This window comes from Undibacterium sp. SXout7W (assembly GCF_049339385.1).
Classification (GTDB): domain Bacteria; phylum Pseudomonadota; class Gammaproteobacteria; order Burkholderiales; family Burkholderiaceae_D; genus Undibacterium.
The window spans coordinates 540,859-554,022 of record NZ_JBMPPF010000001.1; the positions used below are offsets into that span (position 1 = coordinate 540,859).

13 protein-coding genes and 1 tRNA gene are annotated in these 13,164 nt (G+C 45.2%); 10 read left to right on the forward strand and 4 right to left on the reverse strand.

The features are described 5' to 3' along the window. The first annotated feature begins 120 nt into the window (after nucleotides 1–120). Both ACO0LB_RS02355 and ACO0LB_RS02360 read left to right on the forward strand, forming a co-directional pair. On the forward strand, nucleotides 121–774 hold the full coding sequence (locus tag ACO0LB_RS02355) for a class I SAM-dependent methyltransferase (protein ID WP_423046079.1): 654 nt from the start codon (nucleotides 121–123) through the stop codon (nucleotides 772–774). Nucleotides 775–854: 80 nt separating this feature from the next. After that, nucleotides 855–1,151, forward strand: coding sequence for an SCP2 sterol-binding domain-containing protein (locus ACO0LB_RS02360; RefSeq protein WP_423046081.1), 297 nt, complete (start codon nucleotides 855–857; stop codon nucleotides 1,149–1,151). A 61-nt stretch (nucleotides 1,152–1,212) separates the two neighbouring features. On the opposite strand, the gene ACO0LB_RS02365 is transcribed toward ACO0LB_RS02360, so the two are convergent. Next, complete coding sequence (locus ACO0LB_RS02365; RefSeq protein ID WP_423046083.1) at nucleotides 1,213–1,551, reverse strand: hypothetical protein; 339 nt, start codon at nucleotides 1,549–1,551, stop codon at nucleotides 1,213–1,215. A 240-nt stretch (nucleotides 1,552–1,791) separates the two neighbouring features. Here ACO0LB_RS02365 and ACO0LB_RS02370 point away from each other — a divergent pair, with 240 nt between their 5' ends. Beyond that, nucleotides 1,792–2,103 (forward strand): 2Fe-2S iron-sulfur cluster-binding protein, encoded by a 312-nt coding sequence (locus tag ACO0LB_RS02370; protein WP_423046085.1) that lies wholly within the window; start codon nucleotides 1,792–1,794, stop codon nucleotides 2,101–2,103. A 12-nt stretch (nucleotides 2,104–2,115) separates the two neighbouring features. Here the strand turns inward: ACO0LB_RS02370 and ACO0LB_RS02375 are convergent, their stop codons facing one another. Together ACO0LB_RS02375 and ACO0LB_RS02380 are read right to left on the reverse strand one after the other, a co-directional pair. Further along, nucleotides 2,116–3,120, reverse strand: coding sequence for a CapA family protein (locus ACO0LB_RS02375; protein ID WP_423046087.1), 1,005 nt, complete (start codon nucleotides 3,118–3,120; stop codon nucleotides 2,116–2,118). Further along, nucleotides 3,117–3,539 carry a hypothetical protein gene (locus ACO0LB_RS02380; RefSeq protein WP_423046088.1) on the reverse strand — a complete coding sequence of 141 codons (423 nt, stop codon included), beginning with the start codon at nucleotides 3,537–3,539 and terminating at the stop codon, nucleotides 3,117–3,119. The genes ACO0LB_RS02375 and ACO0LB_RS02380 overlap by 4 nt, the downstream gene beginning before the upstream one ends. Before the next feature lie 353 nt (nucleotides 3,540–3,892). On the opposite strand from ACO0LB_RS02380, the gene ACO0LB_RS02385 reads away from it, so the two are divergent. Further along, complete coding sequence (locus tag ACO0LB_RS02385) at nucleotides 3,893–4,096, forward strand: cold-shock protein (protein ID WP_423046090.1); 204 nt, start codon at nucleotides 3,893–3,895, stop codon at nucleotides 4,094–4,096. Between the two features lie 222 nt (nucleotides 4,097–4,318). After that, complete coding sequence (locus ACO0LB_RS02390) at nucleotides 4,319–6,034, forward strand: methyl-accepting chemotaxis protein (RefSeq protein WP_423046091.1); 1,716 nt, start codon at nucleotides 4,319–4,321, stop codon at nucleotides 6,032–6,034. 75 nt (nucleotides 6,035–6,109) lie between these two features. Here ACO0LB_RS02390 and ACO0LB_RS02395 read toward each other — a convergent pair whose 3' ends face one another. Beyond that, nucleotides 6,110–7,015, reverse strand: a complete 906-nt coding sequence (locus ACO0LB_RS02395) for a LysR family transcriptional regulator (protein WP_423046093.1) — start codon at nucleotides 7,013–7,015, stop codon at nucleotides 6,110–6,112. Nucleotides 7,016–7,609: 594 nt separating this feature from the next. On the opposite strand from ACO0LB_RS02395, the gene ACO0LB_RS02400 reads away from it, so the two are divergent. The 5 genes from ACO0LB_RS02400 (at nucleotide 7,610) to ACO0LB_RS02420 (ending at nucleotide 12,577) form a co-directional block, all read left to right on the forward strand. Then, nucleotides 7,610–8,290, forward strand: coding sequence for a haloacid dehalogenase type II (locus ACO0LB_RS02400; RefSeq protein WP_423046095.1), 681 nt, complete (start codon nucleotides 7,610–7,612; stop codon nucleotides 8,288–8,290). Nucleotides 8,291–8,317: 27 nt separating this feature from the next. Continuing rightward, nucleotides 8,318–9,904, forward strand: coding sequence for a malate synthase A (gene aceB / locus ACO0LB_RS02405; RefSeq protein WP_423046096.1), 1,587 nt, complete (start codon nucleotides 8,318–8,320; stop codon nucleotides 9,902–9,904). A 166-nt stretch (nucleotides 9,905–10,070) separates the two neighbouring features. Further along, a complete protein-coding gene (locus ACO0LB_RS02410; RefSeq protein WP_423046098.1) occupies nucleotides 10,071–10,640 on the forward strand; it encodes a DUF1415 domain-containing protein in 570 nt (189 codons plus the stop codon). 472 nt (nucleotides 10,641–11,112) lie between these two features. Then, entirely contained in the window at nucleotides 11,113–12,363 is a 1,251-nt protein-coding gene (locus tag ACO0LB_RS02415) for an aspartate kinase (RefSeq protein WP_423046100.1), read from the forward strand. 122 nt (nucleotides 12,364–12,485) lie between these two features. Continuing rightward, a tRNA-Ser gene (locus ACO0LB_RS02420) sits at nucleotides 12,486–12,577 on the forward strand. Nucleotides 12,578–13,164: the final 587 nt, after the last annotated feature.

The following is a 13,164-nucleotide window of genomic DNA, read 5'->3' on the forward strand; positions in this document are numbered from 1 at the left end:
GGATAAAAAAATTCCGGGACTTTTGGTTGAAATTTGTTAAGTATTGATCGATGTGATCTGTGGAACCTGACTGAGTTTCAGAGCATCCACTGAGATGACATTTATGTTGAAAGAATAAAAATGAGTGAACAGAAAATGCGTGATTATTATGCGCAACGAGCAGCTACTTTGGAGCAAATATACGATAAGCCTGAGCGGCAACATGATTTGCGGGAAATACAGCAACGTGTAGTCAGCGTTCTGAGTGGGCATCAAGTGCTGGAGCTGGCATGTGGAACCGGCTATTGGACAGAGCGATACGCGCCATTTGCTTCAGCGGTTCATGCAACAGATATTAATCAGTCCATGCTGGACATTGCGCAGGCAAAATCGTTTCCCGAAGGGCAAGTGCAGTTCGCGATCGCAGATGCCTTCGCTATGCCTGATGCCGTGCCAGATCAATATACAGCCTGTTTCGCTGGTTTCTTTTGGTCGCATATCAAACGGGAAGAACAGACAAACTGGCTAAGCAGGATTCACAAGGCTGCCGGTAAGGGAAGTGTATTGGTATTGATTGATAATAATTATGTTGAGGGAAGCAGCACGACCATTGCGCGTACTGATCTTGAAGGCAATACCTACCAATTGAGAATGCAGGAAGATGGTAGCCGGGTTGAGATTGTCAAAAATTTTCCAACGGATAGTGCGCTGCGCAAAAAATTTGGACCTTCCGTTAGAGATATTCGAATTTTCCGGAATACGCATTATTGGATGTTGAGTTGTGTTTTGAAATAATGTCGTGAGGTTTTCTAGTATTGTTCCTCCAAAGCCCGTCATGCTACATTGCCGTTCAGTTTAATTTTTCTGGAGTTGATATGGATCTGCAAGCATGTACAGAAGCAATTCGCGCCAAGGTAGGTGACGATAGCGGTTTGAACGCAACATTAAAGTTTGATTGCGGTACTGATGGCGTTGTATTTGTTGATGCGCTGAAAACACCGAATACTGTCAGCAATGACAATCAGGATGCAGTGTGTACAGTAGCGATTTCGCTCGAAAATCTGGCTGCACTACTGACTGGTCAGTTAAATCCGATGAATGGCTTTATGATGGGGAAACTGAAAGTGTCCGGAGACATGGGCGTTGCCATGCGTTTGCAGACAGTCGTCTGATGTAATGCAGCGTTGTGTTGATCAAGTAGGTATTCAGCACAACGCTTTTATGGCCAGTATTTTAGGTGAGCGACATCGCACCAATGGCCAAGGCTGATGTACCGTCTGGATATCTGGCATCGTAGCTGCGCCCGCAGCACGGACAAAACAAATGTGAACGCTTAACGAATTTATATCTTAGGATGAGCTGTAAGGCAACTCCACTGCATCCTGGACAATGTTCGCGCATGTCGCCGACCGATACGGCGTCTTCTGAATGATACCCATGATCAAGCATCACGGGATCAATCACTTCTTCCTGAGTTAATTCAATTAACGTAAAATCCGGCGCACGCTGGTGACGTCTTTCTGTATAGGTTTGATGATGAATCAGATAACGGGTAAGGTTTTCCGGTATCATTTTTTACTCCATTAAAAGCTTTTGAGGACATTATTTTTTGTAATGTGTATATTTTTATCACTAATATTGCTTCAGTCCGGCAATACCTATGGATAGATATTTTTCTGCACTATGCAAAAAATGCGGTGACGAAGGCAGTTAAGGTAAGTGGTGAGTTTATTGTTGGGCAATAAGCGTTCAACCCGAATACCTCTCCCTAAATTTAGTCAAAATCTCTGAAAAAACAAGAGCCTTTTACATATGTCATCTGAGGAAAAAATTGAATGTCAGATTACCGTACAGCCTCAGGGATGGCAGTATCAGATGGGTTTTTCATCGACAATTCTGGAATCCGCATTGATGAGTGGAATCAAATTACCTAGTTCGTGTCGTAATGGAACTTGTCGTGCATGTTTATGCAAATTAGTAAGCGGCAACGTCCGCTATACCATTGACTGGCCCGGGCTGAGTATGGAGGAAAAGCAGGAGGGATGGATATTGCCTTGCGTCGCAGTGCCACTGGAGAGTCTTACTCTCGAAGTCCCTCTCGCTATGCTATTGTTTGAAAACTAAGCGTGCAGATGTTTAGTCGAGTCCTCTGCATTGCTGGATGTCATTATCACCGCGATGCCAGCATGGTGTGAGTAAACGAGGTGCTGGTGTTGGTACACCATCTTCTGCAATATTGGCCTGTAAGCTTGTCCACGCAGAAACCCCCTTTTTATCAACCGTTAACTGAACGATCCAACCCCGTGTTTGTGGCTCATTATCCAGTTCGTCGATCATGAAGTTGCCCAGACTATAAATCACGGGTTTGCCTCTATATTGTTCAACATCCTGGGTAACATGTGGATGTCCGCCGATGACCGCATCTGCACCTGCATCAATCATCAGTCGCGCCAAATGACGTTGTCGTGGAACCGCAACTTTGTCGTTTTCCCATCCCCAGTGCATAAAGGGAATCACAATGTCTGCCATATATTGTTTTTTTGCTGTTTGAATATCCTTGATCACTTGTTCATCTTCACTCCAGGCGACGCCGGGACTTTTGGGACCTGCTTCAAAACTGCGTGGCATAAATTCGTTGTAACCAAGAAATGCAATACGTATTCCTTTTAACGTCACGATCAATGGTTGATGCGCTTGCTGAAGATTGTTACCGCCACCGAAATATAAAATTTGTTGCTGGTCCAGTAGCGTCAGCATTTCAGAAAAAGCGACATGCCCAAAATCACCGGAATGATTGTTGGCGACAGACACTGCATTGGCATATCGTTTTAAGGTTGTTAATGTCTGAGGATGAGCCCGGAACGTGAAGGTTTTATCGGCGGCAGATCCAGAATGCGCAACGACACATTCGAGATTCATGACACGAAAGTCCGCTTTTTGCAGAGCGCCAGCAAACGGCGCAAATGGATCCTTGCCAGATGCAATCAGTTTTCCAGGTGTTCCATCCAGAACCACATCACCAGTAAATATGATTGTGGCAGAGCCCTCTGCCGCATGAACTTGCGTTCCCCATAAGGTAAAAAAAATAAAGGCAGTAAGCCAGAGCGTGTTCAGATAGACATGGAGGAGTGATCGTTTCAATTGACGACCTTTTGCAGGCTACATTGATATTCCAGCGCTCGTTCAACATCTCCTGCATAAAGATAATTTTTGGGCGTCAACATGACGCCTTCCTCAGAGAATACAAAAGGTGGTAGATAACTTGCCTGATGTATAGGAACATCGTTTCGTCTGGTTTGAAAATAGACATACAACTTAATGTAGTCGATGTTATTTTCTTTGCCAATCATGACCGCCTTGAATGTGAAGCGTTCACCGATGTCAACCGCATCAATCAGATATGGATTTATTTCAGGATGCGCTGTAATTGTTTGTGGTGTTCCCGCATAACTGACTATGCATTTCAACAGCGGACTTGCTGAAGTGGGAGTCACCACTGCAATGAGGATGGCGGCAGCTAGAAAAATGCGAACTAACGAGACGTGAGCGTATGCGTACATGGATGAGTGTAATGAATTTAATAGCCCATATTTAATGGCTAATATTGATTATAAATTTGTTGATACAGTTTTTGTATTTTGCTGTTATTTGGCAGAGAGATAAAAATTAGTCTGTTTGAATGCAAATAATGAATCGTGTTTGCCTCGCTCGGTGCTATTCCCTGTGTATTTGATACGAATTTTTCATATAAATTTGAGTAAAAGTATTTTATTTTACTTTTCTGAAAAATTATGCGTATAATCGGAGTGTCGTTGAGATTCGAGGTGGTAGTGCAGTATCAGTCTGTCATTTCTTACTTGGTTGAAACGATCTATCGGGCATATGCCCACATTAACTGAAATAGGAAATTGTAATGGCAACAGGTATTGTTAAATGGTTCAATGATTCAAAAGGTTTCGGCTTCATCACTCCAGATGAAGGTGGCGAAGATCTGTTTGCTCATTTTTCCGCTATCCAATCCAGCGGCTTCAAGTCCCTGAAAGAAAACCAACGCGTTTCTTTCGAAGTGACTACAGGCCCTAAAGGCAAGCAAGCATCTAACATCCAAGGTATCTAATTGATAGCTTGACTAGATGTAGCCTAGTAAAAGTCCCCGTTTCGGGGATTTTTTTTTTGCCTGTCACTTTGTATTTTTGACTCAACACTGGCAATACTTCTATAAACATCTTTATACTGGAACACGTGCATTTATATAAAAATTGCCGTAAATCAATGTTTGCGATGTAAACTTTTGTATTCTTATTGATCGAACCAAAAAGTGTAAGTTAAGGGAGACAAGATGTTGAATCTGACAATCAGGCTGAGATTAATTGGCACCATGGCGTTTATGGCGGTGATGCTAGTGATCGGTGGTGGCATGGGTATTTATGGTGTCAATAATAGCAATACAGTGATTCAGGACTTGTTTACGAATCAACTCCCGTCTGTTGATCGTTTGCAGGATTCCCGTTCCGATCTTTTGAGATCCCGTACCGCGATTGATCGTGCCATTGCGCATTCGGACGCCGCAAATTTTACTGAGACTATCAAACGCTCAGAAATGTTTCTTGCTCAATCCGACGAAAAATTCAAAAAATATTTGGATTTGCCGCAAGAGGCAGATGAGAAAAAGTTATCAGATCAAGTGGTAACTACCAGAGATAAGTATATAAAAGAAGCCCATCTTCCGATGATTGCTGCATTGAAAGCGGGTAACCAGCAAGAGGCAGACAGGATTAATACTGACATTGTCCAGCCATTATTTATTGCTTACTCTGACAATATTGAGAAACTGGCGATTTATCAATTTGATAGTGCCGAGAAAGAATTGAAAAAGAGTAAAGATGCTTTCAGAGTATTTATGTGGGTGGATATTCTTGGCGTGCTTGGTGGTCTGGTTGCGGTTGTTATCTCCGCGCATTTTTTATTACGCGCAATTGCCCACCCGTTGAAGCAAGCTATTTTCCAGTTTGACGCGATTGGCAACGGTGATCTGACGAATCAACTACGTCCTGAATCGAACGATGAAATGGGACAACTTGTTTCCGGTCTTGAAAATATGCGTCAAAGTCTGGTCCAGACGGTATCAATGGTGCGCCAGGGAAGTGCTTCTATCGCGATTTCATCGGAAGAAATTGCTGCCGGCAACATGGATTTATCTTCTCGCACAGAAAGCCAGGCAGCAAGTCTGGAAGAGACAGCGTCTTCGATGGAGCAACTGACATCAACGGTACAGCAAAATGCAGATAATGCACGGCAGGCAAATACTCTGGCGCTGACTGCCTCAGAGGTCGCGACGAAAGGCGGGCAGGTTGTAGGAGATGTTGTTCACACGATGTCTTCCATACGTGAAAGCTCTAAAAAAATTGTTGATATTATTGGCGTCATTGATGGCATCGCGTTTCAAACTAACATTCTTGCCTTGAATGCGGCTGTCGAAGCGGCTCGTGCTGGTGAGCAGGGGCGTGGCTTTGCTGTGGTGGCGACTGAGGTTCGTAATTTGGCTCAACGATCGGCTAATGCTGCAAAAGAAATTAAGGAATTGATCAGTAATTCGGTTGACAAAGTAGAGGCAGGTTCAAGGCTGGTGGATGATGCCGGTAAAACCATGGATGAAATCGTGGTGTCCATCAAGAGTGTTGCCGATATCATGGCAGAAATTACTGCTGCCAGTGCGGAACAGCGCGACGGTATTAATCAGGTGAACCTGGCGATTACCAAAATGGATGAGGCAACTCAGCAGAATGCCGCGTTAGTAGAGCAGGCAGCTGCGGCGGCGGGCAGTATGCGTGAGCAAGCGAATAATTTGAACCATGCTGTCAGTATTTTCAAAGTGGATGGTGGATCTGCACAACCTAAGTCTGTTGCAGCCCCGACAGTGAAACCCGCAGTGAAAGAGAGCAGTGCACCTCAGAAAAAAGCAATCAAGACCATTGCTTCTTCTTCCGGATCTTCTGCATCGACATCCAGTAAAGTGGCATCCACAGCAAAAGAAGATGATTGGGAAGAGTTCTGATCCTTGTTTTATAGATGTCAATAAGAAAAGCGGACATGTGCTATGTCCGCTTTTTGTTTGATGCAATGATGTTAATTAACTTTTTTTCCAGTAATGAGGTTTGCTGTAGGCATGACGCAGAAAATCAACAAAAGCTCTGATGCGCAAAGGCAAATGTCGTCTTTGGGCGAAAATCGCATAAATATCGTTTCCAGGCGCAGTAAACTCGTCCAATACCGTCACCAGTTTACCGGATTCTATCTCGGCGCCGACTTCCCACATTGAGCGCCAAGCCAGCCCTTTGCCAGATAGCGCCCAATCATGCAGCACTTCTCCGTCATTGCAGACCATATTTCCTTCGACTTTGAGTTGTACATTTTTGCCATTCTGACGAAAAGTCCAGCCGCGCTGACTTCCATCAGCACTAAATGCCAGGCAATTGTGATGGCTGAGTTCATCAATACTTGCAGGTGAGCCAAAGCGTTTGATGTAAGCAGGCGAGGCGACGACTACACGCTTGTTGTCTGCCAGCTTAACGCCAATCAGATTTGAATCGGTCAAAGAACCTATACGTATGGCAACGTCAATACCTTCGCCAATCAGATCAACAACTCTGTCGTTCAGGCTGAGTGTCAACTTGACTTCCCGATGCTCGCTTAAAAAAGAAGGAATTAATGGGGCGACATGTTGACGCCCAAATCCTGCCGGCGCTGACACTGTGAGCGTTCCGCTCGCACGGGCGCTACGCTCTGAGACGGATGATTCCGCGGCTTCAAGATCGGTCAGGATACGCTGACAATCTTCTAAAAATGCTGCACCTTCATTGGTGAGAGCAATCTTGCGCGTGGTGCGTTGTAATAATTTGACACCCAGCCGTTCTTCCAGCGCATCAAGACGCCTGCCGATCATGGCAGGTGCAACCCCTTCAGCGCGTGCTGCTGCAGAAAGGCTGCCGCGACTGGCGACTTCGGCAAAAGTGGAGATTTGTTTAAATTGGTCCATACGCTGGCAAGTTCAGATATTTTGATGATGATTTCAAATAGGATTGACGTAAAAATGTCTCAATAAGGCTAAACAAGCTCCCTGTGCTTTGAGCAATAGCACTTGCAAGTGCTATTCGTTTTGCCAGCAGGCAGCGTGTTGTCCGAAATTCTGACTACACCATATTAACGAAGACAGTACGGGCTTGAGTGAACTTGTACCGGCCTGTGCTGCAAGGAGTCATCACGCCGCTGGTTGCAGTTGTGCGTAAGTACTGAGAATGAGCAGATGGCAATTTCAGCATTATCAACCTATGGTACATGATAGTCTTCTTGGCTTACCCTCATTTGCAACTAAAAGTAAAAGATAAAGTGATTAAACATCATATTTAGGTTGATTTATATTGAATATACTCATTCCATCGTCAATAAAACTTACGCAAAATTATTTTGGCAAGGAATGGCAACGCAGATAGTGGCTTGTACAAGTGTTTGCATGACAAGAAGTCACAGTGTCGCTGGAGTGGTTTTGCTTAAGTCTTGGTAAATTGGAAATGAACAGAGATGAGAAGTACGTTCATTTATTTCTTGGTCGCCGTACTTTTTTCTTCATCCTATGCACATTCAGGCTATTGCTTTTGACGCTTACGGCACCTTGTTCGACGTATATTCCGTCGGCGCATTGGGTGAAAAATTATTTCCAGGACAGGGTGATGCTTTGGCGCAACTCTGGCGACGTAAGCAAATTGAATATACCCAATTACGTACGATGTGCAGTATGTATAAGCCATTCTGGGAAGTGACTCAGGATGCTTTAGTGTTTGTTTGTCGGCAACTAGGGCTTGAACTGACCATTGATGCGCAAAATGCGTTGATGGGGCAGTATGCCCGGCTAGACGCCTTTCCAGAAAATATAGAGGTGTTGAAACAACTGCGCTCACAAGGCATGAAGTTGTCTATATTATCAAACGGCACCAGCCACATGTTGCATTCAGCCGTCGATGCTGCCGGAATGCAGGGCATGTTTAACCATCTGATGTCCGTGGAAACGGTGGAAAAATTTAAAACCGCGCCGGAAGCGTATCAGATGGGGCCGGATGTCTTTGGTGTACCGGCCAAGAATATTTTATTTGTATCAAGTAATTGTTGGGATGTTTGTTGTGCCACATGGTTTGGTTACACGACATTTTGGGTTAACCGTACGGGAGCTCCACTGGAAGAGTTGGGTGTTTCGCCGCACGGAGAAGGGCGGTCGCTGAAAGATGTGATTGCATTTATTGAACAGGTTCGTAATTAATTTTCTTTTAATTGAATGGAGTCCAACATGACACAACTGACTTTGCCTGCAGGCATGGAAATTTCCGGCGAAATCAAGCCGGGTTTTGCTGATATTCTGACGCCAGAAGCGCTGGCGCTGGTTGCCAAACTGAGCCGTGCGTTTGAGCCGCGCCGCCAGGAATTACTCGCAGCCCGCGTTGAACGTGCAAAGCGCCTGGATGCTGGCGAGACGCCAGACTTTTTGCCAGAAACCAAGCATATCCGTGAAGGCGACTGGAAAATTGCCCCTATTCCTAAAGCATTGGAATGCCGCCGGGTAGAAATTACTGGTCCGGTTGAACGCAAGATGGTCATCAATGCGTTTAACTCTGGTGCAGACAGTTACATGACTGACTTTGAAGATTCCAATACGCCGAACTGGGATAACCAGATCACCGGTCAGATCAATATGCGCGACGCTGTTCGCCGTACGATCAGCCTGGAACAAAACGGTAAATCCTACAAGCTGAATGACAAGATCGCGACGCTGGTTGTCCGTCCACGTGGTTGGCATCTGGATGAAAAACATGTGCTGGTCGATGGCAAACGTATTTCCGGCGGCATCTTTGATTTTGCGCTGTTCCTGTTTCATAACGCCAAAGAACAATTGGCACGCGGCGCTGGTCCTTATTTTTATCTGCCGAAAATGGAATCGCATCTGGAAGCGCGTCTGTGGAACGATATTTTTGTCATGGCACAAAATGAAATCGGTCTCCCACAAGGCACGATCAAAGCGACAGTCTTGATCGAAACCATCGTCGCTGCATTTGAGATGGATGAAATTCTGTACGAATTGCGTGAACACAGCTCGGGTCTGAATGCCGGTCGTTGGGATTATATTTTCTCTTGCATCAAAAAATTCAAGAACGACAAAGATTTCTGCCTCGCAGACCGCGCGAAAGTCACGATGACCGCGCCATTCATGCGCTCTTATGCTTTGTTGCTGCTGAAAACTTGCCACAAGCGTAATGCACCGGCGATCGGCGGTATGGCCGCACTGATCCCAATCAAAAATGATCCTGAGAAAAATGACATCGCCATGGGCGGTGTTCGCAACGATAAAGCACGTGACGCAACTGATGGTTACGATGGCGGCTGGGTTGCTCATCCAGGTCTGGTTGAATTGGCAATGACTGAGTTCAAAAAAGTCTTGGGTGATGCACCAAATCAGATTTCCAAGCAGCGTCCGGATATCGAAGTGACTGCGAAAGATTTGCTGAACTTCCAACCTGAAACGCCGATTACAGAAGCCGGTTTGCGTTACAACATCAACGTTGGTATTCATTACCTCGGTGCATGGCTGGCAGGCAATGGTTGCGTACCGATTCACAATCTGATGGAAGATGCAGCAACGGCAGAGATCAGCCGTTCCCAGGTCTGGCAATGGATACGTTCAGCCAAGGGTAATCTGGAAGATGGTCGCAAAGTGACTGCTGATATGGTGCGTGCGATGATTCCTGAAGAGCTGGTCAAGGTGAAAGAAGTGGCTGGTAACGGCGCAACTTACGACCGCGCAGCGCAGATTTTTGAGGAAATGTCGACTTCTGAAGATTTTGCAGAATTCCTGACACTGCCTTTGTACGAAGAAATCTGATCATCGATTTGAAATTTGTTTTAGCGAAATCCGCTAAATAAAACGAAAAAGGCTCAGACATAATGTCTGAGCCTTTTTTTCATGGAAACGTCATTTCTATTTGATACAGTGTTTGCGGTGCAGCATGCTATGCTGATTGGATTACTGACTTTTTGATGCGACGTTTATGCCACAATCATCCTTGCTGAAACCTGCTGATATTATTGCTCAAACTGAAAATTGGCTCGATAAAGCCGTGATTGGTTTGAATTTGTGTCCTTTTGCGAAGGCTGTTCAGATCAAAAAGCAGATTCGTTATATCGTCTCGGAAGCCTCGACACCAGAGGCATTGCTGGAGGACTTAGGCAAAGAACTGGAGACGCTTGCAGAAGCGAATCCTGAGAAAATCGAAACGACGTTGTTGATCCATCCTATGGTTCTGACGGATTTTCTGGATTTCAATGATTTTCTTGAGGTTGCAGAAAATTTGTTGGAAGAGTTGGAGTTGGATGGACAACTGCAAATCGCCCATTTTCATCCGGATTACCAATTCGCAGGAACTGAACCTGACGACATCGAAAATTTTACCAATCGGGCACCATTTCCGACATTGCATTTATTGCGGGAGGAAAGCATCGACCGCGCTGTTGCAGTTTTTCCAGACGCAGAAGTGATCTACGAAAAAAATATTCAGACCATGCAAGATTTGGGACATGAAGGCTGGCGCCGCCTGTTTTCGAACTATACCCGCAAATAAGTGGTGCTTCATGAGGTGATTAACCAGAGATTGCGGCGCGTTAAAGAACCCGGATGCAAGTTTGTATTATTTCAGGCAATCAATTGCTTATATCGATATACGTATCGGTAATTTGGCGAATCTGTTTTAACTGCTTCTGGTTGTTTGTAAAATACTCATGGGGAGTATTGTTTTTCCGGCCTTTGTTTATGGCGATATTGAGAGAGAAAATAGATATACCCCCCCCTTAATTTCGGTTTGTTATATGTCGTAATCGCGAATGGTATGGCACTACTCGGGCAGGGCTTGGATGGCTTCGCTCATTTTAGATGCAGAATTTTCCTCGTTATTTCCTGGTAAAAGCGATTTTTATCTTTATTTGATGACATCTGTTGACAATTAACAGCAGGGGCAGTCTTGTTATTTTGCAGGGCAGCATGTAGAGTAAGGGGTTGATTTACCTCATTTTTCACCTCTTTAGTCTTCTACATCTATGGCTTTAATCGTTCACAAATACGGCGGTACGTCGATGGGTTCTACCGAACGCATCAAGAACGTCGCCAAGCGCGTTGCCAAATGGCATGATGCGGGTCACCAGATCGTTGTGGTGCCATCTGCTATGTCCGGCGAAACCAATCGCATTCTCGGTCTTGCCAAGGAAATTACGGCACAACCAGACCCACGCGAATTAGACATGATTGCCTCTACCGGCGAGCAAGTCTCGGTCGGCTTACTATCCATTGCATTGCAAGCCATCGGTAAGCCAGCAGTATCTTATGCTGGCTGGCAAGTCGCGATTAAAACGGACTCTGCTTACACCAAGGCACGGATTGCATCAATTGATGATGCCAAAGTGAAAGCCGATCTGGATGCCGGGAAAATTGTCATTATCACGGGCTTTCAAGGTGTAGACGAGGTTGGTAATATCACGACTTTAGGTCGTGGCGGCTCTGATACTTCAGCGGTTGCGGTTGCTGCTGCTCTGAAAGCACAGGAATGCCTGATTTACACTGACGTCGATGGTGTTTACACAACAGACCCCCGTGTTGTTTCTGATGCACGCCGCCTGAATACCGTCACGTTTGAGGAAATGCTGGAAATGGCGTCCCTCGGTTCCAAAGTGCTGCAGATTCGCTCTGTTGAATTTGCTGGTAATTACCGTATGCCTACCCGCGTTTTGTCATCGCTGACTGACCCATTAATGCCGCTGGAAGAAGAAGCTAATTCCGGCACACTGATTTCGTTTGAGGAAGATACACACATGGAACAAGCTACCATCACCGGCATCGCGTTTAACCGTGATGAAGCAAAAATTACCGTATTAGGTGTACCAGACAAACCAGGTATTGCGTACCAGATTCTTGGCCCTGTTGCTGATGCTAATATCGAAGTTGACATGATTATTCAGAATCAATCTGTCGAAGGGAAAACCGATTTCACATTTACTGTGCCACGCGGTGAATATACCAAGGCAATGGAAGTGCTGAACGGTAGCGTTAAAGCACATATCGGTGCTGGTAGTATTGCTGGCGACTCCAAAGTGTCTAAAGTATCGGTTGTTGGCGTCGGTATGCGTAGCCATGTAGGCGTTGCATCCCAAATGTTCCGCACTCTTTCAGAAGAAGGCATTAACATCCAGATGATTTCTACTTCTGAAATTAAAATCTCTGTCCTGATTGATGAAAAATACATGGAGCTCGCTGTTCGTGCGTTGCACAAGGCGTTCGGTCTGGAAAATGCCTGATTTGGGCAAATGATCTGATAAATGTGTTCTTCTTGGGCTGTTTTTGTTGACCAAAAGCAGTCAAACAGATATTATCCTGTTCTCAATTACAGGCAGTTCGCGAGATAAGTTTGTAATAGTGTGGAGACGTGGCCGAGTGGCCGAAGGCACTTCCCTGCTAAGGAAGCATCTGGGGTAACCTGGGTCGTGAGTTCGAATCTCACCGTCTCCGCCAGTAATTCAGCAAATGTTAGCAACGTTTGCTTAAAAGCCCTTAAGTAATCAACGACTTAGGGGCTTTTTTACGTCTGTAGCGGTAAGTGTACTTGTTGATATCTATGTTTTTTGTGCTCATCCTTCATGTGCGCAAATATAAAACCCCAAGTTTATCGGTGCGCATCATTGATATGCTGGGTGGGAGGGGGCGAAAATCTCATTTCGCTTCACGTGATTTGTAAAATGGTGGCTCGTGTCGACTAGCCATAAGTGTTCAGCGACGGATTGCCAATTCAGCGGGAAAAACTTGTTTTGCGATTTTTAGGTCTTGGTTCCATTTCTCTGTACGTGTATCGATTCAATGGTTATTAAGTAATTATTGACGGCGCATCAGAGCTGCAACCCATTACGCGGATACCCCAAGGTGCGGGAGCGATGCGCAAAGCAAGAACAAAGTTTGGCAGGCAGTTGACATGTACGGTTAGATCCTGCATAATCTCGCTTCTCTGCTGCTGACGAACACAACGCTTCGAAGCAAAAGCAGAAAAGAATACGGTTCTTTAACAATTAACAGTCAATAAATGTGGGCACTTGATAAAAGCGCAC